Annotated in this window: 19 protein-coding genes; 8 read left to right on the forward strand and 11 right to left on the reverse strand. The window is 72.6% G+C overall.

The window, feature by feature from the left end; all coding sequences use genetic code 11:
* Positions 1-11 precede the first annotated feature (11 nt).
* From AB0D74_RS44765 to AB0D74_RS44775, 3 genes are all read right to left on the reverse strand, one after another.
* Complete coding sequence (locus AB0D74_RS44765) at positions 12-2,783, reverse strand: hypothetical protein (RefSeq protein WP_362600290.1); 2,772 nt, start codon at positions 2,781-2,783, stop codon at positions 12-14.
* A 182-nt stretch (positions 2,784-2,965) separates the two neighbouring features.
* Entirely contained in the window at positions 2,966-3,385 is a 420-nt protein-coding gene (locus AB0D74_RS44770; protein WP_362600293.1) for a zinc ribbon domain-containing protein, read from the reverse strand.
* A gap of 161 nt (positions 3,386-3,546) precedes the next feature.
* Positions 3,547-4,290 carry a TetR family transcriptional regulator gene (locus AB0D74_RS44775; protein ID WP_362600296.1) on the reverse strand — a complete coding sequence of 248 codons (744 nt, stop codon included), beginning with the start codon at positions 4,288-4,290 and terminating at the stop codon, positions 3,547-3,549.
* Between the two features lie 185 nt (positions 4,291-4,475).
* On the opposite strand from AB0D74_RS44775, the gene AB0D74_RS44780 reads away from it, so the two are divergent.
* Positions 4,476-5,306, forward strand: a complete 831-nt coding sequence (locus AB0D74_RS44780) for a peptidoglycan-binding protein (protein ID WP_362600298.1) — start codon at positions 4,476-4,478, stop codon at positions 5,304-5,306.
* Positions 5,307-5,322: 16 nt separating this feature from the next.
* Here the strand turns inward: AB0D74_RS44780 and AB0D74_RS44785 are convergent, their stop codons facing one another.
* The 6 genes from AB0D74_RS44785 to AB0D74_RS44810 all read right to left on the reverse strand — a co-directional run bounded on the left by AB0D74_RS44785 (position 5,323) and on the right by AB0D74_RS44810 (position 14,628).
* The gene (locus AB0D74_RS44785; RefSeq protein WP_362600300.1) at positions 5,323-7,710 is read right to left on the reverse strand and encodes a SpoIIE family protein phosphatase; all 2,388 of its coding nucleotides are present in this window, start codon (positions 7,708-7,710) and stop codon (positions 5,323-5,325) included.
* Between the two features lie 84 nt (positions 7,711-7,794).
* Positions 7,795-8,178: a hypothetical protein gene (locus AB0D74_RS44790; protein WP_362600302.1), complete on the reverse strand. Its 384-nt coding sequence runs from the start codon at positions 8,176-8,178 to the stop codon at positions 7,795-7,797.
* A 420-nt stretch (positions 8,179-8,598) separates the two neighbouring features.
* Positions 8,599-9,522 carry a MurR/RpiR family transcriptional regulator gene (locus AB0D74_RS44795; RefSeq protein ID WP_362600305.1) on the reverse strand — a complete coding sequence of 308 codons (924 nt, stop codon included), beginning with the start codon at positions 9,520-9,522 and terminating at the stop codon, positions 8,599-8,601.
* 186 nt (positions 9,523-9,708) lie between these two features.
* Entirely contained in the window at positions 9,709-11,421 is a 1,713-nt protein-coding gene (locus AB0D74_RS44800; RefSeq protein ID WP_362600308.1) for a phospholipid carrier-dependent glycosyltransferase, read from the reverse strand.
* A gap of 94 nt (positions 11,422-11,515) precedes the next feature.
* Entirely contained in the window at positions 11,516-13,447 is a 1,932-nt protein-coding gene (locus AB0D74_RS44805; RefSeq protein WP_362600311.1) for a phosphatase PAP2 family protein, read from the reverse strand.
* A 275-nt stretch (positions 13,448-13,722) separates the two neighbouring features.
* Entirely contained in the window at positions 13,723-14,628 is a 906-nt protein-coding gene (locus tag AB0D74_RS44810) for a BadF/BadG/BcrA/BcrD ATPase family protein (RefSeq protein WP_362600314.1), read from the reverse strand.
* A gap of 324 nt (positions 14,629-14,952) precedes the next feature.
* On the opposite strand from AB0D74_RS44810, the gene AB0D74_RS44815 reads away from it, so the two are divergent.
* From AB0D74_RS44815 to AB0D74_RS44845, 7 genes are all read left to right on the forward strand, one after another.
* Positions 14,953-16,086, forward strand: coding sequence for an ROK family transcriptional regulator (locus tag AB0D74_RS44815; protein WP_362600317.1), 1,134 nt, complete (start codon positions 14,953-14,955; stop codon positions 16,084-16,086).
* Between the two features lie 276 nt (positions 16,087-16,362).
* On the forward strand, positions 16,363-17,685 hold the full coding sequence (locus tag AB0D74_RS44820) for a sugar ABC transporter substrate-binding protein (protein ID WP_362600320.1): 1,323 nt from the start codon (positions 16,363-16,365) through the stop codon (positions 17,683-17,685).
* Between the two features lie 124 nt (positions 17,686-17,809).
* On the forward strand, positions 17,810-18,721 hold the full coding sequence (locus tag AB0D74_RS44825) for a sugar ABC transporter permease (RefSeq protein WP_362600323.1): 912 nt from the start codon (positions 17,810-17,812) through the stop codon (positions 18,719-18,721).
* Positions 18,718-19,620: a carbohydrate ABC transporter permease gene (locus tag AB0D74_RS44830; protein ID WP_362600326.1), complete on the forward strand. Its 903-nt coding sequence runs from the start codon at positions 18,718-18,720 to the stop codon at positions 19,618-19,620. The genes AB0D74_RS44825 and AB0D74_RS44830 overlap by 4 nt, the downstream gene beginning before the upstream one ends.
* A gap of 2 nt (positions 19,621-19,622) precedes the next feature.
* Positions 19,623-21,341, forward strand: coding sequence for a hypothetical protein (locus AB0D74_RS44835; RefSeq protein WP_362600329.1), 1,719 nt, complete (start codon positions 19,623-19,625; stop codon positions 21,339-21,341).
* A 52-nt stretch (positions 21,342-21,393) separates the two neighbouring features.
* Positions 21,394-23,211, forward strand: a complete 1,818-nt coding sequence (locus AB0D74_RS44840) for a hypothetical protein (RefSeq protein ID WP_362600332.1) — start codon at positions 21,394-21,396, stop codon at positions 23,209-23,211.
* An 82-nt stretch (positions 23,212-23,293) separates the two neighbouring features.
* Positions 23,294-23,860: a dihydrofolate reductase family protein gene (locus tag AB0D74_RS44845; RefSeq protein ID WP_362600335.1), complete on the forward strand. Its 567-nt coding sequence runs from the start codon at positions 23,294-23,296 to the stop codon at positions 23,858-23,860.
* A 94-nt stretch (positions 23,861-23,954) separates the two neighbouring features.
* On the opposite strand, the gene AB0D74_RS44850 is transcribed toward AB0D74_RS44845, so the two are convergent.
* Positions 23,955-24,605: a dihydrofolate reductase family protein gene (locus AB0D74_RS44850; protein ID WP_362600338.1), complete on the reverse strand. Its 651-nt coding sequence runs from the start codon at positions 24,603-24,605 to the stop codon at positions 23,955-23,957.
* A 97-nt stretch (positions 24,606-24,702) separates the two neighbouring features.
* A complete protein-coding gene (locus AB0D74_RS44855) occupies positions 24,703-25,353 on the reverse strand; it encodes a nucleoside/nucleotide kinase family protein (RefSeq protein WP_362600341.1) in 651 nt (216 codons plus the stop codon).
* Between the last annotated feature and the right edge of the window lie 35 nt (positions 25,354-25,388).

Genomic DNA, 25,388 nt, shown 5'->3' on the forward strand with positions numbered 1-25,388 from the left:
CGCGCGGAGCGCTACGAGGCGTCCAGCACCGTTCCGGTGAGCGTCAGACCGCCGGGCAACGGCTTGCCCTCGTCGTCCGCCTGCCGGAAGGTCACCGACTCGGCCGGTTCCGCGACCCGGTCCCCTACCGTGGGCACGGTCACGTCGAGGCCGGTCTGCCCGGCGGGCACGTCCAGCCACAGGTACAGGCCGTCGACCTGGGACAGCGGGCGTTCCGGGTCCGGATCCGCGCCGGAGACGTCGGCCAGCCAGGCCGGGTCGACGTCCTTGGTGGACAGCTCCGTGGAGCCGCTGCCGGCCGGTACCGGCACGAACAGCGCGCCGATGTCCGTGTCCGCGGTCTCCGACAGCGAGATCCGCCACTTCAGGGCCGAGCCCTCGGTCACCCGGTCCGCGAGCGGGGTCACGGTGACGGTGGGCGCCGGGTCGTCGTCGTGCACGGTCACCCCGCCCAGGTAGGAGCCGACGACCGCCCCGTGGACGGCCTTGACCAGCACGTCGTAGGGCACGTCGGCGCCGTAGCGGGTGTTGCCCCGCACCTTCACCGGCACGTCGATGCCGTGGCCGCCGGGCCGCACGGTGACCAGGCGGTCCTTCGCGGTACCGGTCGCCGGGTCGACGACGTACACCCGGACCTGGCCGCTGCCCCGCCCGGACACCCGCACCGGGACGTGGTAGGTCCGGACACCCGAGTCGCCCTCGTCGACTGTGAGCCGGCCGAGGTCGACGCGCGGCAGCCCGGGCGCGCGGACCGCGGGGGTGCCCGGACGCCAGCCCCAGGCGTCCATCAGCCAGGCCTGTCCGGAGCCCGAACGCGGGGTCAGTTCGAGCGAGGTGACGGACCGCAGGTCGAGGCCGGCGCGGCGGGCGGCGGTGAGCGGGACGCGCAGTTCGCGCGCCCAGTAGGACGCGGTGCGGTCGCTGCCGGGCAGCCCGTCGAGGCGGACCCGGCCCAGCGTGGCCCGTCGGCCGTGGCTGTCGGTGACGGTCACGTCGAGGGCGGTGCCCCGGGAGTTCGGCGGCACGAAGACCCGCAGCGCGAGTGCGTCGGCACCGGAGAGCGAGACCGGCCGGGCCACCCGGACCCGGGCCGGGGTTCCGGCGGACGTCCAGTGCAGCGCGATCGCGTGCCGGCCGGACTCCCGTGCCGTCTCCCACCGCGCGAAGTGCGGTGAGGCGCCGGAGGCACCCTCGCCCAGGCAGGCCACCGCCGGGTCGGGATCGACCGCCGAGCACAGCCGGCCGCCGGTCACGGTGACCTTGCCGTCCGGCAGGAACCCGGCGCCGCGGTTGGCGCCGACCGCGTGGCCGAGCACCCGCGCCGGGTCCGCGGACGGCGCCCGCCGTCCCGAACCGTCAAGGAGCGGACGGACCTTGTCGTCGCCCGCGACGAACAGCCCGGCCGCCGCCGCGATGTACGTCGAGCCCGCCCGGTGCTGCTGGTCGGCGGTGAGCCGGGTCGCGGCACCCGGCGAGCAGACCGGGTCCGGGTGGTCCGGGTCGTCGAAGAAGTCGTCCTCCGCGGGGGCCTGCGCCTGCCCCGGCGTCCACTCGGTGTTGAAGAAGTTGTGGTCGGCGCCGATCACGTACACCGCGCTGTGCAGGGCCTTGCCGCTGCTGACACCGCGGGTGCCGTCGACGTACACCTCGCCCTGGAGGTCGGAGACGTCGCCGTCGCAGCCCGGCAGGATGGTGACCGACGGCACGTCCGGGACCGGGTTCTGGCCGAAGACGGTCGGGCCGATCAGCACGGTCCCGCTGATGTGCCAGCGCACCCTGCCGTGGTAGCCGTCCTGGGCGGCCGGCGGCGGGTACAGGCTGTCCAGCGCCGCCCGGTCGACGCCCTCGCCGCCCCGCGAGTGGCCGATCAGCAGCACGCGGGAGAGGTCGGCGCGGGGGGACTCGCGCACGATGGCGGGTGCGTGGTGCGGGTCGTGCGCCCAGTCGGCCCAGTGCGCGAGGTGCAGCCGGATCAGGGACGAACGGGCCTGTGCGCCGCCGTCCTCGGCCTGCCAGTCCTGGCCGTTGATCCCGTTGGCCGAGATCGACACCGTCACATAGCCCTGGGAGGCCAGCAGTCGCTGGTCGCGCAGATAACCCCGGTGGCTCGGTACGGGGAGCGTGCCGGCCGGGCACGGCCAGGCGCCGGAGGCGTCGTCGGAGCCGCCCTGCGGGGCGTAGCAGGTGGCGTGGCGGCCGTGCAGGAACAGCGCGAGCGGGCGGGCCCCTGCGGCCCCGGCGGGCGCGACCACCATGGCCTGCATCTCGACCGGGACGGAGAACCCGGGCAGACGCACCGACCTGAGCCGGTACGAGCCCGTCTTCGTCCGGTACGGGCCGGGCTTGCCCGGGTCCACCGGATTGGCCGGCAGCGGGGCCGGGGGCCGCACTGCCGCCGGTGGCGCGACCCCCGGCTTCGCTGCCGGCCGGGAGTCCAATCGGCGTCCACCGGACCAGACCTGAAGGTTCTTCAGCGCCCCCGCCCGGGCCCCGTCCAGGCCGAGTCGGAAGGTGTGCCCGTCCCGTTCCGGCTCCGGCACCCCCAACAGCCGCCCGTCCGCACGGAATTCAACCCGCGCGTCCCCCATCGGCACCCGCCTGGCGGACCGCCACACCAACTGGGGCGCCTGCCGCCCCTGGTCGATGTGCCAGCCCGGTGGCAGCTCCCCGTCGGACCTGGCTGCGGCCGGGACCTGTTGAGCGTGTGCGGTGGTGCCGGACACTCCTCCCACGAGCGCGAGCACCGCCGCCGCGGTGACCCATATGCGCCGGGTACGGACCAATGTTCCCTCCTCCTCGGACCGCGAGCACGGGCCATCCGGACGGTCCCGGAGAGCCCCTCGCGCTCCGGAGGACGGAGAGTCGAGTCTGTGGGTTGCCTGTGGGGTGCGAGTGGCGGATCACGTGTCCCGATGCGCCGGCCCGGTCGGGCGGTTCGTTCACCGGGCGACCGGATGCGTGAGCGTCAGCTCCACGCCCGGTACGGCTCGTCAAGGAGTTGGAAGACCGGCTCGCCCCGTACCGGGTCCTTGGCGGTGGAGAGCCTGACCCGGTCGCCGCTGTGGATGCCGATCGGCGGGCCCATGACCCGGCCGCGGACCACGAAGCCCTCGGCCATCTCGATCAGGGACACGTTGCGTGCGGCGGGTGTGTTGCGGTGGACGACCGTCGAGTGGCGGACCGTGCCCGTGCCCTCGCTGCGTTCCGTCCGCAGCTCGCTGCCCTGGCACACCGGGCAGAGCAGGCGGTGGTACATCGCGGTGCCGCACCAGGTGCAGCGCTGGTAGACGATGGCGTCCTTGGCGCGGTCCGCGGGCACGGGCTCGAGAACGCCCGTCGCGAATCCGACCGCCGACTGCGTGGCGCTCGTCGAGTGGTGGTACACGCTGGTCAACTCCCTGCGCTCGCCCGGAATCCCGCGTGTCCGGACCTGGCCGCACACGCCTGTGCCCGGTCGGCCGTGCCACCGTGCACGCCGACAGCGTATGGCACTCAGTGCCAGCCGTAAAGGCACTGCGTACCCCGAATATGCGGTCTTCCGGAATCTCAGGCGCGGCCGAACGCGGACTCGATCTCCTGGACCACCCGCCACAGCGGGGCGTCCCGCCGGGAGACGAGGACGACCACGTCGTCCGGGTGTTCCGCCGGGCCGCCGAAGAGCCCGGCCGGCGCCCCGCCCGCGGCGGGTCCGGCGGCCTGGGTGCCGAACGCGGCCTGCACGTACCCGAGGGCGTGGCCGACCGTCTCGTCCGCGTCGACCCGCCCGTCCGATCGCAGCCAGGAGCGGAGTGCGTTGTTGTGCGCCGCGACCACCGCCGCCGCCACGACGTCGGCCCGCAGCGTCCCGTCGGGGCGGCCCGCGTACCGGCCGCGCAGGTAGTCGGCGAGCGCGCGCTCGTAGCGCCACACCACCGACAGCTCGTACGCGCGCAGCCCCGGCACCTGTTTGGTGAGCCGGTAGCGCTGCACGGAGAACGTCGGGTTCTCCGCGTACATCCGCAGCACCAGCCGGGCCGCGTCGCACACCTGCCGCACCGGCTCGCACTCCGGGTCGCCCGTCGCCAGGAAGGCCGTCATGTCGGCCAGGCACCCCTCGTGGTCGGGGAAGACCACGTCCTCCTTGGACGGGAAGTAGCGGAAGAACGACCGGCGCCCGACGCCCGCGAGGGCAACGATGTCGTCGACGGTCGTCTGCTCGTACCCGCGCTCCACGAAGAGCCGGAAGGCCGCCGCGATTAGGGCGTCCCGCATGGGCGGCTTGGCGGGCGGTGCCGCGCTGCTGGAGCTCATGGACGCGAACGTAGCATTCCGTCGGCCCGCGTGGCACTCAGTGCAGGCAGGAGGGGGACTGAGTGCTCTGCCTGTCCTTTCGGGCCCGGTCGTGCGCCCGGGCTGAACCGGCGGGGCGGTCCTCCCGTATGTGTTCTCGGGGATCGCGGACTCCCCGTGCGCACGGGGAGTGGAAGGAGAGCAGTGTGTCGACACCGCCCGACCCTGAACAGCCGCACCGCGGGCCGGTCCTGGAACCCGTCCGGGTCCTGCGCCCGCGCCGGCTCGACACCCTCGCGGAGCTGATGCGCGAGTTCCACGCGGACGCGGAGGCCGCCGAGCGGACGCGGGAGACGAGAGAAGCGAAGGAAGCGAAGGAAGCAAAGGAGAAGAGGGAGGCGAGGGAGGGGAGAGGCCGGGGGCTCGCGGACTTCGAGGCCTTCGAGCCCGCCGCCGGTTCCGGCACCGGGTCCCTCGGCTCCTTCGGGTCCTTCGGTTCCGGCACGGAGGACGAGACCCAGGAACTGCCGCCCGTCACCGACGGCCCGCGCACCGCGCCCGGCAGCCGTGGCCACGGCATCGACCCCTCCCGTTCCTTCGGCTTCGGGCCGGGACTGCGCCGGGCCGCCGTCGTGGTGGCCGTCGGCGCGGCGGCCCTGGTCGGCTTCGGCTGCGCCCTGCTGCTTCCCGGCAGGGAAGGCACCGCCGAGGCCGCCCAGCCGACCGAGTCCGCGACGTCCGCGACCACGGCCCCGGCCTCCACCCCGCCCGCCTCGGACACCTCCGCCGACCCCGACGGTGCCGGCACCCTCCGCCAGGGCGACACCGGTCCCGAGGTCGTCGAGCTGGAGCAGCGCCTGCTCCGCATCCCGGACGTCTACCGCGACGGCTCCACCGCCGGCACCTACGACGCGGCCCTGACCGCTGCCGTGGAACGCTTCCAGATCTGGTACGGCATCAGCGGGGACGAACGCGGTGTCTACGGCGACGACACCCGCCGTTCCCTGGAGTCCCGCACCAGCCTCACCGACGGCTGACGGCCCGGAGGTGCGACTACTCCTCGTCCGCCACCGGCACCCGGATGTCCAGCACGCACACGTCGTCCCGGCGTTCGCCCGCCAGCATCGCGGCGAGGAGCGCGTCCAGGCTGCCGGGTCCGGCGGCGAGCGCGGCGGCGGCCAGGCGGTCCAGGCCCGCGTCGATGTCCTCGCCGGGCCGCTCGACCAGGCCGTCGGTGTACAGCAGCAGCCGGTCGCCGGGCTCCAGCTGGAACTCGGCGGACTCGTAGACCGGGTTCGCCGACGCGCCGAGCAGCATCCCCTCCGGACGGTCGAGCCGGTGGGCCCTGCCCCCGCGCACGAGGAGGGGCGGCGGGTGACCCGCCTGGGCCCAGGCGAGCCGCCGCTCGGCAGGCTCGTAGCGGGCGAGGACGAGCGTCGCGGTGGACTGGGCGTCGCGCGAGTGCAGGAGCAGGAAGTTGAGCCGGGCCAGCGCACCGGTCAGCGAGGAGCCGGTGCTCACCATGCCCTTGGCGGTGAACCGCAGCTGGGCCATCGTGGCGACGGCGTCGACCCCGTGGCCCGCCACGTCGCCGATCACGAACAGCGCGGTCTCGTCCGGCAGTTCGATGGCGCTGAACCAGTCACCGCCGACATGCACCCCCGCCTGGGCGGGCAGATAGGCGACCTCGACGCGCAGCCCGTGCAGCCGCACCGGATTGCTGGGCAGCGGCAGCAGCGCGTGCTGGAGCCGGGCGGCGAGCGCCCGCTCGGCATCCAGGACGCCGCGCTGCACGAGGATCGCCCGCTCGCTGTCCACCAGGGCGAGTTCGGCGCTGCGCTGGGCGGTGAGGTCCTGCACGAACCCGTGCACCTCGACGACCGTGCCGTCCGAGGCGCTCACCGCCTCCGCGACGGCCCGCAGGTGCCGTACCGCGTTCCCGGTCCTGATCCGGAACGGTACGTCGAACGACCGGCCGGTGCGGGCGAGTTCGGACACGGCACGGGCCAGCGCGTGGGCGTCCTCGGGCAGTACCAGGTCCGGCAGCAGGTCCAGCGGCACCGCTCCGCGTCCCGGGTCGCGTCCCAGGATGGTGTACACCTGGGTCGACCAGTTGACCTGGCGGGTGACCAGGTTCCAGTTCGCCCAGCCGAGGTTGCCCAGCCGCTGCAGCTCCGCCAGCCGCTGCTCCTGGCGGTCCTCGGTGTCGTGCCGCAGCCAGGTCACCAGCAACTGGTCGCCGAGCCGCGCCGCGCGCACCGAGTAGGTGGCGGTCACGGTCACCCCCGCGACGATCTCCTCGTAGACGAACGGCTCGCCCTCGTACGGCTCGCCCCCGCCGAGCGCCTTCAGGTACCCCTGCCACAGCGACTCGCCGGCGACGGACGGATAGCTCTCCAGGATGTGCGAGCCGACCAGCTCGCGACCGGTGCGGCCGAGGATGTCGACGGCTCCCGGAGTGGCCGCCTCGATGCGGTAGTCCTCCACCTCCCCGGCGCCGGTGCGCAGCGGGACCAGCAGGACCGTCGCTCCCGGCAGCGCGTCGAGCACCGACTGCACCGCCGCGGAGAGGTCCGAGGCCACCGGTTCGGCGGGGGCGCCCAGGGCGCCGAGCCGGCCGGCGCCGAGCCGGGCGACGGACCGCAGCAGCTCACGGTCCGCGAGGCCGAAGGCGCCCTCGCGGCGGCGCAGCACGCCGAGGACCGTGTCCGCCGAGACCGGCAGCCAGGCCCGGGACAGCCAGCGCCCGGGCGGCTCGTCGATGAGCTGGAACGACTGCCGGTCCTCGGTGAAGTCCTCCAGCCAGAGCGGCTCGCCCGCCTTCAGCGCCTCCAGCGGGGCGAACCCCTGCAGCGGCGGTACCTGGTGCCACTGGGCGGCGAGCGTGGCGTCGAGTCCCGCGTGCCCGACGAGTTCGAGGCCGTCGCCGGGCAGCCGCCGGTAGAGCAGCACCGCGTCGGCGTCGATTCGGGGTGTCAGGTGCTCGCGGAGCGTTCCGGCCAGTTCCTGCGGGGAGCCGACGTGCAGCAGGGCCTTGCCCAGACGGCCGAGGATCTCGGCGGTGCCGGGCCGGCCGGGCGTCTCCCGGGCCACGGCCGGGGCGAGCGGTTCGGCGGCGGGGACCGTACCGGCGGAACCCGTACCGGTGGGGACCGCGGCGGCGGGCGTGGTGGGCATCAGGGCGCCGAGGGTGAGCCAGCACTCCTCCAGCAGCGTGCGGTCACCGGCCTCGGCCCGCTGCGCGAGCGCCTCGTGCGCGGCGTCGGGGGAGCAGCCCGTGGTGGCCATCAGCGCACCCTTGGCGCGCTCCACCACCGCGGAAGCGGCCACCGATTCCCGCAGAAGGTCCAGCTCCGCGCGCTGCCTGGACACGATCCTGGCCAGGGCTGCCAGCTCGGCGACGGCGCCGGTGTCCACTGCAGGCACGTACTCGCTCGTCACGGGTCGAGCATCGCACAAGACGGTGTCTCCGATCACACTCGTACCCGATCCGTGAAGGATATGGGCATCCGTGGACGGATTTGGTCAGCGGCCGGTGCTGTGCCCGACGAGCGCCTCGGTGACCACGCGGACGCTGCGGGCGATGTGCTGGAGCTGCATGACCTCGGCCGCGTACAGCTTGATGGTGTGCTCGATGACCGACTCCGGCAGACCCAGCAGGGGCAGTTCGGCACGCGCGGTCTGGAGCGCCGTGCGCGCCACCCGGACCTCGTGCTGGACCTGGATCTGCGCGTGCCGGGCGAGCAGCACGGGGTGCCGGATCAGCGCCGGGTAGCTGGCGTAGCGGGCCGGAACCAGCTCGCGCAGCCACTTGGCGGCGGAGCGTTCCCAGTCGTAACTCCCCGGTGCCTTGACCTGGCAGGGCCAGTCGGGGCTGATGCGCGCGGTCGTCGTCAGAGTCATGGTCATCGCTTCCGGGTGTGCGGTGTCGTGAGGGTGCTCGACGAGGGTGTGGGCGGCTCCGGCCTAGGGGATGGCCGGAGCCGCCGCGGGCGGATCGCGCAGGCGATGCCCGTTCGAACATCCCCGGCGCCGACGCGGGTAGGAGACGGCGGCTGGGGGTGTCCGTGCGAGGCCCCGGGCGCCGGCCGCCGGCACTGCGGTTCGTGCTGCGTGCGCATGGGCGGTCCGTCGGCTTTCTCGGGGAGGGTGCGAGCGGTGCGTCCTCGGGTGCGGAACGTGCCCGGAGTGGGCCGGGGGTGATCCGTTGAGCAGTATTTATATATGCCGTCCGGTTTTCAAGACGTATGAAAACATTCATGCGCGAAATGAGGTGAATAATCCCCCTACGTGGTCCTGCGGGGGACGTCCGGTCCGAGGCCGGTCAGGTCAGTCCTTGAGGAAGAACTGGTGCTCCTCGGCGACCTGCTCGTACTCCTCCAGCCGCGCCTGGGTGCGCGCGGGGTCGGCGTCGGTCATGGCCTGGAGCAGGGCGGCTGCCATCAGACCTGGCGCCGCGTAGGTGTCGAAGACCAGGCGGGAGCCGATGCCGGTGCTGAAGGTGACGTCGGCCTCGTCGGCCAGCGCGCCGAGCGCCAGGTCGGTCACGAGCGCGACCCGCAGCCCCGCCGTGCGCGCCACCCGGATCGCCGTCAGCGTCTCCTGCGCGTGCCGCGGCATGCCGAACGCCAGCACCCAGGTGCCGCCCGCCTCGCGCGACTGCAGCAGCGCGTCGTAGGCCACGCTGCCGCCCCGGGTCACCAGCCGTACGTCGGGGTGGATACGGCGGGCGGCGTAGGCGAAGTACTCCGCAAGCGAGACGGAGATGCGCAGGCCCAGCACGGTCAGCGGGGACGACTGGGACAGCTCGCGGCCGATCCAGATCACCCGGTCCGGGTCGGCGAAGTCCCGGCGCAGGTTCTCCAGGTTCTCGATCTCGGCGTCCACGGCGGCCTGCAACTCGTTGCTGCGCTGCTCGGTGGCGGGCCCGGTGCCGCCCGCCAGGGTGCGCAGCGCGATCGACTGGAGCCGCTCCCGCAGCGCCGGGTAGCCGCTGAAACCGACCGCGCCCGCGAACCGGGTCACCGACGGCTGGCTGACCCCGACCCGCTCGGCCAGGTCGGTGATCGACAGGAAGGCCGCCTCGGTGATGTGGTCGATCAGGTACTGGGCGATGCGGCGCTGGCCGGGGGAGAGACGGGGACCGTCGAACAGCTCGCGGAGCTGGGAGGTGGGCGCGGCCTCCGCCTCCGGCACGGTTTTGCCCGAGGTGATCGCGGATGCCTGGGCCCGGGCCTGCTGCGGCGATGGCACCGAAGCGCCTCCTTTGTCTCCCACGAGGACTCAACATAGCTCACGGACCGTGGTGACCAGGGGTTGTGCGGTACGCCGGACCGTCCCGGCGGCGAACGCCCAGGATGCGGAAACAGCACCGGGATTCCGGTGCTCACCGGCGACGGATGCGGTGGTCCGCGCCGGTGGATCGGATGGATCGTACGGTCATCGCCGATAGATGGTGATCGAATGACCGACATCATCGACCGCACGGCTGGTGTCGATCAATTCGGCAAGTCTGCCCCGTGCCTTGGCGGCCGACGAGTCCGAGACGACGAGCACTCCGTGCACCTGCCCGGGCGGCACCTCGCGAGGGTCGGCGGCGTGGATGCCGTAGTACGCCGGGACGCCACTGCCCTTGTAGACCAGCCAGATCCGCTCGCCCGGGTAGCGCTCCCTCAGCCGGTCGGCGAGCCGGCCCAGGTCCTGACCCCAGTCCACGTTGGAGTCGTGCAGCCACAGGTGCGTCTTCGCCGGACCCCCGAACGCCTCGTTGGCGTACGGCAGGTAGAACGGGAACGCGCGCAGCGAGCTGACCGCGACGAACAGGGCCAGCGCCCCGCCCACCGGCCGCGCCCACCGCCGGCGCACCGTCAGGACCGCGGCTCCCGCCACCGCGAGGAACATCGGCATGAAGACCGCGTACCGCGTCCCGAAGTCCCGCGACCCGGTCATCGCCGAGACCAGCAGCACGGCCGGCGGCAGCAGGAGGTAGGGCGCGGCCCGCCGCAGCCGCCGTACCGCCACCAGCGCGAGGGCACCGGCCGCCCACAGCGCCAGCATGCCGAGGGGGGTCTTCACCAGCAGGGCGGCCGGCAGGTAGTACCAGCGGGAGCCGGTGTAGAGGTGCCCGAACAGGTAGCCCTGCCAGGGGTAGTCCTCCATGGCGAACTGCATCCGCATGCCGTCCCGGTAGGCCTGCGGGAAGGGCATCAGGTCGACCAGGAGGCCGCGCAGTCCGTGCACCGCCGGCACCGGCTGGGCGGACAGCGGACGGAGCCGCGGGTCGACCGCCAGGTAGGAGAGCCACACGACGGCGACCGCCGTCACGGCCACCACGGCCGCCGCGGCGAGGGCACGCAGCGCACGCCCCGGGCGCGCCCCCCACACCGACACCACGGCCAGTGCCACGAGCACCGGGATCGCGGGCAGCGCGCTCATCTTCGTCGCCACCGAGGCCCCCAGCGCCGCCCCCGCCAGGGGCAGACAGCGCCGGGGCCGCCGCCGGGCCCGCCACACCAGCCAGGCCGCCGTCAGCACGAACCCGGCCGACGGCACGTCCAGGGTGGCCAGCGAGCCGTGCGCGACGACGTCGGGGGAGAAGCAGTACAGGGCGAGCGCCAGCAGCCCGGCGGCCGTACCGAGGACCTCACGGGCGAAGGCGAACACCACCAGACCGAACAGCAGTGTCAGCACGATCACCGGCAGCCGCGCCCACAGCATCACCCGCCAGGGGTCGTTGCCGGACGAGTACAGCAGATGCCGTCCCACCTGCCCCTGGTCGCCCCGGTACGACGGGTCGTAGTGCGGGTCGGCGACGGCGAGGCCGGCCATGATCACGAGCTTGCCGAGCGGCGGGTGCTCGGTGTTGTAGCGCAGCCGGTGCTCGTGCAGGTAGTCGGTGGCGGTGGCCACGTAGACCGGTTCGTCGATGGTGGGGGTCTGCTGGACGGCGGTGGTCACCATCGCCGCCGCCATCTGCCCGAGCAGCAGCACCGCGAGGACCGGTACCAGCCACCGGCGGCGGGCCCGCAGGGCGGCGGCGAGCCGGGCCGCGGCGGTGCGCCGGGGGAGCGGCCCCGCTCCCGCGGGCGGGCCCGGGCGGCCGGGGACGTGTGGGACGTCGGGTTCGAGGACCGACTGCTGTTCGCTTGCCATCTTCCGCCCCGCGGGGACACCGGGCCCGCGGTGACGGGAGCGATCACGAGCGGCCATGGGCCCTACTGTCGCATCGCTCCCGCCACCGGGTGCGTCACCGCTTCACGAGTCGTACCGACAGACCGTCTGCCGTGTACACGGGTACGGCCCGCAGCGTGGCGGAGTTCAGCTCCACCGTGTCGAACTGCCCGCGCAGCCGCGGAGCGTCGACGACCTTGAGGGTGCTGCCCGCGGCCGGCTGGTGCTCGGTGTCGAGGTGCAGGGACAGGGTGGTGCCCCGGCCCAGGACGGCCAGGTGCTTCACCGTCAGCGGCGCCTTGCGGCCCTTGGCCAGGGTGACCTCCAGGGTGCCCGCGTCCTGGGTGTACGTGCCGCGCACGAACAGCTCCCCGGCGACCCGCAGGGTGCCGGCCGCGACCCGGACGTCACCGCGGCCCAGCGCGTCCTCGGAAGCGGCGACCAGGGCGCCGCCCGCCACCACGGTGCCGCCCCGGTAGCGGTTGTCGCCGCTCAGGGTCAGCGTGCCGGTGCCCTTCTTGGTCAGCGCGCCGTGGCCGTCGATGTCGTTGCGCCAGACGTCGGCTGCCGCGAAGCCGCCGGCCGCCGCGTCCAGGGTGACCGTGACGTCCGTGTCGAAGGCGCCGTAACCGTCGGCCGCGGCGAACAGGTTGAGGCGGCCCCACTGCTCAGGGCCGTCCAGCAGCACGTACCCGGAGGGCAGTCCTGTGGTGCGCAGCACCTCGCGGCGCTGGTCCGCGGTGAGGTACGGCTGGCGGGTCTCGAGGAGCACCTCCGCGCCCTTGGGCACGTCGAAGGGCAGCTCGCGGCCCTCCCGGTCCAGGATGTACGTCAGCCGGGGCGTGGCCGCGCGCTCGTTGGCCGCGCGGTCGGCGTACGGGTCGGTGGCGGTGCCGGCCGAGTGGGCGTAGGCGTACAGGGTGTCGGCGGTGGAACCGGTCTGCGCCTCGAAGTACGCGAGGGCCTGGGCGCGGGCCGCCGCCTTCAGGTCGGCGTTGGCCGGGTCGGCGAGGGTGGCGGCGGCCAGGGCGGTGGCCATGATGCGACCGCCGATCACGTCGACCGTGTTGTGCATACCGGCGATGATGCGGGTGTCGCTCAGCTCCAGGGCGCGGGTGACCAGCTCCTGGAAGCGCTCCGGCACCGCGTACGCGTAGGCCAGGCCCGCCAGGTGGAAGGCGTTGGTGTGGCCGGACGGGAAGCCGCCGTCGTCGGTGGGGGAGGTGCTGCGCTGGCGCAGCAGCTGCGGGGCGACGGCCACCTCGGAGTCGTACACGGGGAAGCCGTACGCGTCGGTCCTGCCGGTGTCGACGACCTTGCTGTCCTCGTTCATGCGCCACGGACGCGGGTACTGGTAGGCGTACTTGGACGGGTTGCCGGACGCGTAGTTGCCGCGCACGGTGTCGACCAGGGTGGCCACCTTGCCCAGCGCCGAGTCGTGCGAGCCCGCGCCGAGCGCCGAGCCGGCCGGGGCGTCGGCCGGGACGGCGTCGTTGATCGTGGTGGCGGGGGTGCCGTCGGGGGCGCTGGTGATCGAGGTGACCGCGAGGGCACCGGCCTTGTAGAGGTCGGCGAGCGGGCCGAGCCCGGCGATCATCGCGTAGCTCTGGTGCTGGCGGTCGTAGAGGAACGCCTTCTTCGCGTCGGCGGCGCTCCGCTTCCTGGTGATCTTGGCGCAGTAGCGCATGTTGTCGCGCAGGATGTCGGCGCGCAGCACGCTGCCCGTGTTCCAGGCGGAACCGGTCTTCCAGATCCGGGCGAAGCCGCCGAGGATGCGGACCACGGCGTTGGTGTCGGCGGTGAGGTTGGTGCTGATGTTCGTCTTGTAGTCGTCGACGAACGCCAGGGCCGTGGCGGCCTTCGCGTCGGCGGCGGCGAGCCAGCCGACGAAGGTCGGGGCCGCGAGGACACCCGCCGACGCGCCGAGCGAGGTCTTCAGGAATCCCCGTCGGCCGACGGCGGATCCACGGGTCGGAGAAGCGGAGTGGTGCCCGGCAGGTGACGGCATGGATGTGCCTCTCTTGAATTCTGGGGAGTTCACGCGGACGGCCAGTGCTCCAGATGCGCGTGAGCGTGTGGGTTCGCGTGGGAAAAGTGTTGAACGAGCGAAGTTCTAGGGTGAGTTCGTGTCCCGGCGGTCATCGCCCGACGACCGCCACGTGACCCGGAGTTGAACGGCGGCCCTGTGGTTCACAGGAAGAACCGGCCGGGACCTGCGTGTGCGCAGCCTCGAACGGCCCGTGGTCCGGTGCCGTGGGACCGGACGGGCTGCGGACAGGTTTCTCACAGGATCGAACGCGCCAGCGCCACCGCTCCTTCGACCGGCGGGAGCCGCAACGGCTGGGGCCGAGCTCCCGGTACCGCCTCGGCGAGCCCGGCCGCGAAGGCGTCGTACAGCCGCGGCTGGGAGAGGATCGTGCCGCCCGCGACCACCACGTCGTCCACGGCGAGACCGCGGGCGGCGAGCCGGGCCACGAGGGCGGCGAGGGCGCGGCCCCCGCCGGTTATGACGTCGGTGGCGAGCCGGGAGCCGGCGTCGGCCGCGGCGAAGAGCACCGGGGCGTGCCGGCCCCACTCGGCGGAGACGTCCGTGGCGCTCTCCAGGGCGGCACCGAGCGCGGGCACCTCCGCCACCTCGAAGGCGGCGACGAGCCCGGTCGCGAGCGCGTCGGGAGCCTCGCCGCGGTCGTGCGCGGCCCAGACGGCGCGGGCGGCCTCCCGGACGAGTCCGGCGGCACCGCCCTCGTCGCCGAGGACCGCACCCCAGCCGCCCACCTGCACGGGGCTGCCGTCGGCCTGCCGGCCGACGGCCACCGAGCCGGTGCCGGCCACCAGGCCGACGCCCTTGTCCAGGCCTGCCGCCGGGACGAGGAGTTCCGCGTCGCCCACCACCCGGACGGGCACGCCGAGGAGGTCCCGCAGGGCGGCGGCGATGCCGGCGCACTGACGGGGGGTCTCACAGGCATGCCCGCCGACGGCCAGGGCGGCCGGGCGGGTGCCGGGTGGAAGGACGTCGTGGACCAGTGCGGCCAGCCAGCGGGCCGCGGCGGCCGGGTCGTGAGGCCGCCAGCCGCTGCTCGGCCGGACGTGGTCGGCGACCCGGTCCGGGCCGGCGACGGCGCGGAGCTGGGTCTTGGTGCCGCCCACGTCGATGCCGGCCACGAGCGGGGGAGAAGATGTGTCCTGCACGGATCCTCTTTCGTCGTCTGGGCGAACAGCGCCGAAGAGCTTGGCACTGTGCTGCGACGGCGGGCGAACCGTGCCTGGCCGAACAGGAGTCGAGCACGTCGGGAAGCCCCGGGACGGGCTTCTTGCGGAGCACGGCAGGCGAGTACCGTGTACTTCGTTAGGAAGTTAACTAACGAAGTACAGTGCGTCAAGAGTTGCCGCGGACTCGATCAACGGGACGCTGTCGAGGCCAGAACCGCGCGGCACAACGGCACCGCATCGCCGCATCTCCCGGCCCCCGGGGGAGCGCGGCCCCTGACCCATGGGGGATCTGTGGAACACGTCGTGGCTGAAGCCCCCCGGCTCACCGAGAGCGCCGGCGCGGTCTTCGCCGTGCTGGCCCAGGCCGGCAGCGCCACCCGGCCGCAGCTCGCGAGCCTCGCCGGCCTGTCCAAGCCGACGGTCTCCGCGGCCGTGGCGGAGCTGGAGGGTGCCGGACTGGCCACCCACTCCGGCACCGCCTCCAGCGGCACCGGCCGCTCCGCCGCCGTATACGGTCTCGGACCCGCCTCCGGCTCGGTCCTCGCCGTCGACCTCGGCCCGGCCCGTACCCGGGTCCGCGCCTGCGCCCTGGACGGCACCCTGCTCGCCGAGGCGGACACGCCCCGCACCAGAGCGCCCGACGCCGTCCGCGAGGCCCTGGCCGCGCTGCCCGCCGGGGCGCCGCCGCGGGCCATCGTCGTCGCCATCGGTGACGTCACCGCCCCCGACCTGGCGGGCACCGGGATGCGCCCGGCGACCGCCAAGGCCGGACCCGTCTTCGACGCGGTCTCCGTCGCCCTGCCCCCGGGAGTCCCCGTCCACCTGGAGAACAACGTCAACTGCGCCGCCCTCGCCGAACTCCACGAGGGCGCCGCCCGGGGCCGCCGCAGCTTCGGCTACCTGCGGATCGGCGTCGGTATCGGTCTGGGCATCGTCATCGGCGGCCACGTGCTGCGCGGCGCCAACGGCGCGGCCGGTGAGCTGGCCCGGCTGCCCTACCCCTGGGACGACGACCGGGAGCCCCGCCAGGAGGCCCTGGAGGCCTACGTGGGCTCGCACGCCCTGCTGCGCCGGGCCGCCGAGGCCTGGCCGGAAACCGACGGCCCGAGCCCGCGCACCGCCGAACAGCTCTTCGCGTTGGCGGCCCAGGGCCGGGAGCCCGCCCGTGGCCTGGTCGCCCGGCACGCGGCCGACGTGGGCCGGCTGGCCGCAGCGGTGGCCGCCGTGCTGGACCCGGGGCTGATCGTCCTCGGCGGCAGCACGGGCGCGGACCCGCAGGTCCTGCCCGGGGTGCGGGCCGAGCTGGGAAGACTGAGCTGGCCCACCGAGGTGGTCAGCAGCCAGATCGGTGATCTCGGTACCGTGGTGGGTGCGGCCCGGCTCGCGGTGGCCAAGGGAGTCCAAACCGTGACCGAAGGCGCGCAGGCGAAGGATTGACGGCTTCCTAATCGGTCTGCCAATGTCCGGACAAGCGCTTTCTAAGTCGGCCGGGACGCCGACTTGGGGCGAGCCTCCCAGCCCGTACACGACGTACGGCAACCGCACGAGGGCGTGCCCGTGCGGTGACGGCCAGGACGGCCGGGGATCTCACCCCGCGTGGACGATGCGGCCGGGCGAGGCCGCGCCCCCCGGAAAGCGACTTTTCCTTCAAAATGCACCAGTGCCGCCTCAGCCGGCGCCGTGCTCCGTCCGTACGACGAAATGGGATCGAAGATGACCACTGTGGGTGTGCGGCGCTCCAGCCGACTCGGCCGCGGCGGTATGCGCCGCCTTGTTCCCCTCGCTGCCGCGACCGCGGCAGGAGCCCTGCTGCTCTCCGCCTGTGGCTCGGGCTCCGACTCCGGCGGTACCTCCAAGTCGCTGACGTTCTGGATCTCCACGGTCCCGGGACAGGACGCGGGCTGGAAGAAGCTGGTGGCGCAGTACAAGAAGGAAACCGGCGTCAACGTCAAGCTCGTCAACGTCCCCTACGACGGCTACACGACGAAGCTGCACAACGCCGCGCAGGCGAACTCCCTGCCCGACGTCGCGGACGTCCCGGCGCTGGACCCGATCTGGTCGAACAAGCTGATCGACCTCAGCTCCATCGCCAACAACAAGAGCTACAACATCAACAGCAACTTCCTCGCCAAGGACTCGTCCGGCAAGGTGCTGTCCATCCCCTCGGACGTCACCGCGTCCGGCCTGTTCATCAACAAGACGCTGTTCAAGAAGGCCGGCGTCGAGGTCCCGAGCTCGCCCTCGGACACCTGGACCTGGGACGAGTTCATCGCGGCGGCCAACAAGGTCCGCGCGAAGACCGGCGCCAAGTACTCCCTCACCTTCGACCAGTCGCCGTCCCGGCTGCGCGCCATGGTGTACGAGATGGGCGGCAAGTACGTCCACGCGGACTCCTCCGGCAAGTTCTCCGCGGACGCCGCGACCAAGAAGGCCGTGAACTACTTCGTCGGGCTGAACGACGACAAGGTCATGCCGAAGTCGGTGTGGACCAGCGGCGCCGACCCGTCCGCCATGTTCCAGAGCGGCGACGTCGTCGCCTACTGGTCCGGTGTGTGGCAGGTCGCTGCCTTCGCGGACAGCATCAAGAAGTTCGACTGGGCGAGCGTCCCGACCCCCGCCCAGCCGGTGCAGGCCAGTGACGTCAACAGCGGCGGCATGATGGTCGGCTTCAACAACAACGGCGCCGCCTCCACCGCGGCCAAGAAGTTCATGTCCTGGGTCTACGACCCGAAGCAGTACACCGAACTGGTCGAGACCTCCGGGTTCCTTCCGGTCGAGAGCGGTCTGAGCCCGAAGTACCCCTTCACCTCGGACGCGGCGCAGGCGGCCTTCAAGCTGTACAACGAGGAGATCCCGCTGTACGCCCCGATCTCGGGCTACTTCAACAACGCGCAGACCGCGTGGGTGCTGAAGGGCAAGAGCCTCACCGAGGACCCGACCAAGACGGAACTCGGCAAGGCGATCAACGGCCAGCAGACGGCCGACAAGGCCCTCCAGAACATCGTGGACGGCTACAACCAGCAGGTCGGCGGCTGATCGCAGGCCACAGGGCCGGGCGGCGGAGGTCGAGCCACCGCCGCCCCGCCCTGGGCGTCCAGGTCACGCCGGGCTCATGGTGTGAGCCCCCGGCAATCCCATCCACCAGCACGGAGTCAGGAAGATGAAAAAACGCGCCTCGGACGTGTCCGGGAGCCCGCCCAGGCGACGCAGCACCTACACCGTCGCGCCGCTCGTCCTCATCGCGGCCAACGTCGTGCTCTTCGGACTGTTCTTCGTCTGGCCGGCGGTGATCGGGCTCGTCTACTCCTTCACGAACTACACGGGTGTGGGGGCGTTCCAGTTCGTCGGACTGGACAACTACACGAACCTGTTCGGGGACTCCACGTTCTACGACGCGCTGTTCCGGACGCTGCTGTACACCGTGCTGGTCGTGCCGCTGAACTTCGTGCTCTCGCTCCTCATCGCCAACCTGGTGGTCAGCAAGCAGGCCAAGGGCGCGTCCTTCGCCCGGGTCATCTTCTTCATCCCGTGGCTCATCTCGCCCATCGTCGTCGGTGTCCTGTGGCGGTGGCTGTTCGGTGAGAACTTCGGACTGATCAACTACGTCGTCGAGAAGCTCGGCGGGCACGCGATCGCATGGCAGTCGAACGCGGACCTGTCGCTGGGCGTGGTCGTGATGGCCGGCGCCTGGTGGGGAACGGCCTTCTCGATGCTGCTGTTCATCGCGGCGATCAAGAACGTGCCCACCTCGTACTACGAGGCGGCCTCGCTCGACGGCGCGGGCCCCTGGCGCCAGTTCATCAGCATCACGCTGCCGAGCATCGCGCCGACGTCCTTCATCGTCATCCTGCTCAACACGATCAACGCGATGAAGGAGTACCCGCTGTTCGTCTCCCTCAACAACGGCGGACCCGGCACGTCGAACAACCTGCTCGTCCAGTACATCTACCAGACCGGATTCAACCGGGGCCAGATCGGCTACGCGAGCGCGGCGTCGTTCGTGCTGATGCTCATCCTGATGGCCGTCGCGATCATCCAGCTGATCGCCAACCGGCGGATGGAGAACCGATGACCACCACCGACACGCCGCGTCCGGTCGACGCCGGATCCCCGAAAGCCCCTTCCAGGCGGCGGCCCCGAGGCGGGCGCGACGGTGGGCTCCGGCGCGCGGTACCCGCGACGACACTGCTGTGGATCCTGGCCGCCCTCTACGGGCTGCCGGTGCTGTGGTTCGTCCTCAGCTCCTTCAAGCCGGCCGGAGACCTGTTCTCCCTTCCGCTCACGGTGCTTCCGCACCACCCCACCCTCTCGGGCTACAAGGCGGCGTGGGACAGCGCCAACTTCTCCCAGTACTTCATCAACACCGCCCTCGTGTGCGTGATCACGACGATCCTCACGGTGGGCGTCAGCTGCTGCACCGGGTACGCGCTGGCCAAGTACGACAACAAATGGCTCAAGGCCTTCTTCATCTGCATCCTGGCCACCACGATGCTGCCGTCCGAGGTCATGCTCGCCCCGGAGTTCCTGGTCGTCCGCGACCTCGGCCTCTACAACACCTTCGGCGGCATCATCCTCCCGGCCGTGCTCACCGCGACCGGATGCTTCATGTTCCGCCAGTTCTTCCTGACGGTCCCCGACGAACTCGTCGAGGCCGCCCGCATCGACGGCGCACGTGAACTGTCGATCTTCCTGCGGATCATGGTGCCGATCTCCCGGCCCATCATGCTGACCCTCGCCATCCTGTCCTTCCAGTGGCGCTGGAACGACTACATCTGGCCGCTGCTGATGCTCAACGACCCCAGCAAGTTCACCGTGCAGATCGGCATCCAGAGCCTGGTCGGGGCGCAGAACATCAACTGGTCGGTGCTGCTGGGCGGATCGGTCATCTCCATGATCCCGCTGATCCTCGTCTTCCTGGTGTTCCAGCGGTACGTCATGAGCGCCGACATCAACGCCGGACTGAAGGACTGACCTTGCCCACCCCGCTCGACCACGAGTTCGTCCGCGCGGCGGCCGGGGCGGCCGACCGGTCGGCCGCCCCGCTCGCGGCCCGCCCCGACGAAGAAGCCGTCGGGGTGACCCACCGCGAGCTGGCCCGCCGGGTGAAGACGCTGGTCGCGGCCTACCGTTCCCCGGAGTCGGCCCTGCACGGCAGCGGGCGGGCCGTCACCGCCGCGCTGACCCACCTCCGCGCCCTCCGGGCCGCCCAGACGCCCTCCGGCCTCTTCGCCGGCGGCGACAACGTGCAGTCACCGCCGGACTCCGCCTTCACCGTCAACGACGTCTGCGACGCGCACGTCCTCGCGGCGGGAGCGGGACCGGAACTGCGGGACGTCACGGCCGCGCTCGCCGAGATCGCCGGCGCCGCCACCACCGCTCTCCTCACCGGCGGGGTGCACACCCCGAACCACCGCTGGGAGCTGTGCGCGGCGCTGGCCCGGCTGCACCGGTCCTTCCCGGACGACCGGCTGCCCGACCGCGTCGACGCGTGGCTCGCGGAGGGTGTCGACATCGACGCGGAGGGCCTCTACTCGGAGCGCAGCGCCGTCTACGCGTCGCACGTGACCAACCCGTCGCTGCTGCTCCTGTCCGACGTCCTCGGCCGCACCGACCTGCGGGACGCCGTCGAGCGCAACCTCACCGCGACCCTGGACCTCATCAGGCCGGACGGCACGGTGGAGACCGTCCACTCGCGCCGCCAGGACCAGCGCCACCCGTTCCCGCTGGCGCCCTACCTGCCGCACTACCGGCTGTTCGCGATCCGCACCGGCCGGGGCGACCTCAGCCGGGCGGCGCGGCTGGCCGCAGCGGGCGGCATCGACGACCCCGACCTGCTCGCGCAGACCCTCCTCACCCCCGACCTGTGCCGCGCGCTGCCGGCACCGGCGCCGGAACCCCTGCCCCGCGCCCGGTACCTCACCACGGCCCGTCTCGCCTCGCACGCCTCCGCCACCGCGCACAGCGTCCTGTACGGCGGCTCGGACGTGCCCGAACACCGGCGCATCCGCTCGGGCCTGGCCTGCAACCCCACCTTCCTGCGGCTGTTCGCCGGCGACGCCGTCCTCGAATCGGTCCGGCTCTCCCGGGGATTCTTCGACCTGGGCCCGTTCCGCGCCGCCGGCATGGAGCAGCTCGCCGACCACCGGTACCGGCTCACCCAGACCCTGACGGCCGCCTACTACCAGCCGCTCCCGCCGGAGCTGCGACGCGACGACGGCGCCTACCGGATGGCGGACGAGGGCCGCTTCTCGGCCGCCATGGCCTTCCCGGACCGGCCCCGGGACGAGATCTCCCAGACGACCCGCGTCGAAGCGGAACTGCGGGACGACGGCGCCGACCTGCGGATCGAGATCAGCGGACCACGGGTGCCCTGGGCCCTCGAACTGACTTTCCGGCCGGGCGGCGTGACCGAGGGCGCCGTACCGATCGGCGACGGCCGCTGGTGCCTGACGACCGGGGCGACGACCTACCGGGTCGGCTCCGACGAGATCCGGGTCGAGGCCGCCGTCGAGGCGGGCGAACCGCTCGCCGGACCGGACCGGAGCGACGTACTACGGTACGACCCGGGGCAGGACCACACCGTGGTGGGCGGCACCGACGCGACGACCGGGAACCGCGTGTACCTCGGTGGACTCGGCCCCCAGACACTGACCGTCGCACTGCGCGCCCGCCGTTCCCCGCCCGTCGCCTGACCCGACGCAACACACCATGGCCACCTCCGGCATGAAGGGCTGACCTCCTCCGATGCACCTGCCGCGCCAACTCGGCCCGCTGCACGACCTGCCGTCCACCCCCGAGGCGTACGACGCGGTCCTCGCCGACGTCGTCGAACAGGCACTGGCCCGCCTCACCCCCGAGGGCAACCTCGAACACCCCGACGCGGACGACGACATCGGCGACACCTCCCTCGGCGTCACCTCCCTGCTGGCCCTGGCCTGGCAGCGGTCCAAGGACCCGCGGCTCCCGGAGGCCGTGCACCGCAGCCTCGCCTTCCATCTGCGCGAACGGGTCTACACCGGGGACAACCCCGGCTACCCGAACCTCACCGTCCGCAACTCGGGTCTCCCGTACGCCCGTTACGTCCTGGCGGCGGGCGCGCACCCGATCGGGGACTGGCCCAGCACGGTCTGGGCGCTGCTCCAGGCCGTGAACATCCTCGACCTCGCGGACGGCCTGGTCGACGACGGACAGCGCACCGAACTGCTCGACCTGGGCCGCGGCTACTGGCGCTGGCTGACCGAGGCCACCTTCTTCAACCCGCAGGAGGCCGGCAACCAGGCCATCGGCTGCGTGGTCGGCGGGCTGATGCTGGCGCGGCACCTCCCGCCCGAGGAGGCCGGGCCGGTCCGCGAGCGGGCACTCGCCCTGTACACCGACCGGATCCGCGCCCACCGCGTCCTCGACCGGGGCGCCCTGCTGCCGCCCGAGCACGGCGGCGCCTACGACAACAACTACGGCCCGATCTCGCTGTCCTTCCTGGCCCGGGCCCACCGCATCAGCGGCGCGGACATGTTCGCCGAGGACGGTGACGCGCTCGCCCGGTACATCGACGCCCGGCTGCCCAACGGCGGCTTCGACAACGGCGGCCCCCGCTACAGCGAACAGCACTCCGGCTTCGAATCCGTCCTCGGGCTGCGCTACTTCGGCGCCCGGATCGGCTCCGACCTGGGCCGCTACCGGGGCGACACCAACTGGGGCCGGCACGCGGTCAAGCCGGACGGCGGCGTCGACGGGCACTTCGCCTGGATGCTGGTCTGGCAGATCCAGGACACCACTCCCTGGCACCGCGAACCGTCGACGGAACCGGCCCGCCACCAACTCCGCGCGGGCGACGTCTCGGTGGCCTTCGACAGCCGCATGACCCCCTCGCTCGTCGAGGCCGGCGGCACCTACCACCTGCCGGCGGCGGTGAACCGGCAGCACGGCTTCGGCCCGGTCCTGGACGGCTTCCTGTACTGCCGGCCGATGGGCGAGGTCCGGGTCCGCGACGTCCACGCCGACGGCCTGACCGCCAAGCTGGTCAGCAAGCCGGTGGTGGGCCGCGACCACGTGCTGCGCCACGTGCGGTCGCTGTACGTCACCGACGGCACCCGGCTGTGGGTGACGGTGGCCGTGGAGCGGCTCGGCGGGACGCCGTACCTGCTGGCCGGGCTGCCCTACGCGGCGGACGACGGCGACCGGGTGCGGCGGGTCGCCGAGGGCGAGGTCGCCGCGGCGGGCGTCCTGCGTCTGACGCACCCCGACCGGCAGGACCCGGACCACTTCGACGCCCGCGCCGAACTCACGCAGGAACAGGCCGCGTTCGCGCTCGCCGCCGACCCGCGCGGGTACGGCAACCCGGACGAGGGCTGGCGTCACCTGGTCGCCTCGACGGCCTACGAGGCCGAACCGGCACCGGGCGCACCGGAGCACCTGCACGTGTTCGCCGTACGGTACGGACCCGGCGGCGCCTTCACCCCGTCCTTCGAGGGCGATCTGACCGTCCACACCGACGAGTTCACGGCCGCCATCGGGCCAGAGGACGCCGACGGAGTGCCCGAACTGGCCCTGACCGCCTGCTAGGGGTCGTCCCGCGCGCGTCGATGAGTCCTGGGATCCCCGGCAGTCGTACTGTCGAACCCGTTCCCGAGCAGGAGGACTCCCGATGCGCAGCGTGACCTATTCGATGAGCATGTCACTCGACGGCTACATCGTCGGGCCGGACGGCACGTTCAACTGGACGGCGCCCGACAAGGAGGTCTTCCGCTTCTGGATCGACGAGATCCGGGAGGTCGGCGTCCACCTGATGGGACGGCGTCTCTACGAGACGATGCTGTACTGGGAGACCGCCGACCAGGATCCCGCGCTCGACGCCGCCGAGCGCGAATGGACCGCGCTCTGGAACCCGCTCCCGAAGGTGGTGTTCTCCACCACCCTGCCGGAGGTGCGGGGCCAGGCCGCCCGGCTGGCCTCCGGCAGCGTGGCGGAGGAGATCGCACGCCTGCGCGCCGAGCCGGGAGAGGGCGACATCGCGATCGGCGGTGCGACGCTCGCCGTCGAGGCGGCCGAACGGGGCCTCATCGACGAGTACCGGACCATGGTCTACCCGGTGCTGGTCGGCGGCGGCACTCCGTACTTCCCCCGCCACGACCGCCGCGTGGATCTCGAACGCGTCGAGACCCGCACCTTCGACTCGGGGGTCACCTACCTCCGCCACCGGGTGGTGCGCTAGGCGGAGGCGGCGGCCACGGAGAACGGCACGGCGACGAGGCAACGGCCGGCCTCGTCCCGTCCGCGCTGCTGGGCGAACCGGGCGGACGCCCCCGTCACCTGCGCCAGAACAGGTGGTGGGTCACGCCGCTCGGGCTGGGGACGACCTCCAGGTGGAAGCGGTCGAGGAGTTCGTCGGGGGACTCCCAGAGGCGGAGACCGGAGCCGAACTCCACCGGTGAGACCGCCACGTGGAGGGTGTCGACGAGGTCGGCGTCGAGGAACTGGCGGACGGTGGTGACGCCGCCGCCGAGCCGGACGTCCTGGCCCCGGGCGGCCTCACGGGCCTGGGCGAGGACGGTGGCCGGGTCGCCCTCGACGAAGTGGAAGGTGGTGTCGGAGAGGGTGAACGACGGACGCTTGTGGTGGGTCATGACGAACACCGGGGTGCGGAACGGGGGCTCGTCGCCCCACCAGCCCTGCCACTCGAGGTCCTGCCAGGGCCCGCGCTGGGGGCCGAACTTGTTGCGGCCCATGATCTCGGCGCCGATGTTGCGGGCGAAGTCCCGGGTGAAGTAGTCGTCGAGGCCCCGGCTGCCCCCGGCATCCGTGCGGTTGGGCCAGCTCGCGGTGGCGCCGGCCCAGGAGAACAGCCGCTCGGCACGGTCGAGGCCGAACGGCCGCTCGAAGCTCTGGTGCTCACTGGCACCGGCAGCGATCCCGTCGGCCGAGACGACGAAGTTCATGACTCTCAGTAGCTGATCCACGTGTTTCCTCGCCAGGTTCGGTTCGTGTCATCGTGGGGCGGGACGCCGCACATCATGATGTCGAACGGGAGGCGGCCGGATCGACAGCGGCCCGGGATTATTTTCGCGCGGGCAGCGCGGTCCCCGGCACCACCAGGTCCGCCCGGTCCCGGGTGGTCGCGACCAGGTCGGCGTTGAGCTGGTCGGTGCCCGCCACCCAGGCCACCGCCTCGGCGTGGCCCTTGCCGAACTCCTCGTGCCGGGCGACCAGCCGCCGTATCCGCTCGGACTCGTCCGTCTCGCAGAACCAGACCTCGTCCAGGGCCGGCCGCACCCGCGCCCACAGGCCCTCCGCCAGCAGCAGGTAGTTGCCCTCCGTCACCACAAGCCGGGCCGTCGGCGGCACCGGGATCACGCCCGCGATCGGCTGCTCCAGGACCCGCTCGAAGCCCGGCGCGTACACCACGACGTCCCGCTCCTCGCGCAGCCGCCGCAGCAGTGCCGCGTACCCGGCCGCGTCGAAGGTCGCGGGCGCCCCCTTGCGGTCCCGCAGCCCGAGGCGGTCCAACTCGACGTCGGCCAGGTGGAACCCGTCCATCGGCACATGCGCGGCCCACGGCTCACCGGCGCCGTTCAGCTCCCGCACCAGGTGTTCGGCGAGGGTCGTCTTGCCGGCGCCGGGACCGCCCGCGATGCCGAGCAGCGCGCGCGGGGCCCGTCCGGCGAGTGAACGGGCGCGGTCGAGGAGGTCGTCGAAAGTCAGCGGCACGCAAAAAGTGTGGCACCGGGCCCGGAATGTGGCGG

The organism is Streptomyces sp. NPDC048278 (assembly GCF_040652195.1).
Taxonomy (GTDB): domain Bacteria; phylum Actinomycetota; class Actinomycetes; order Streptomycetales; family Streptomycetaceae; genus Streptomyces.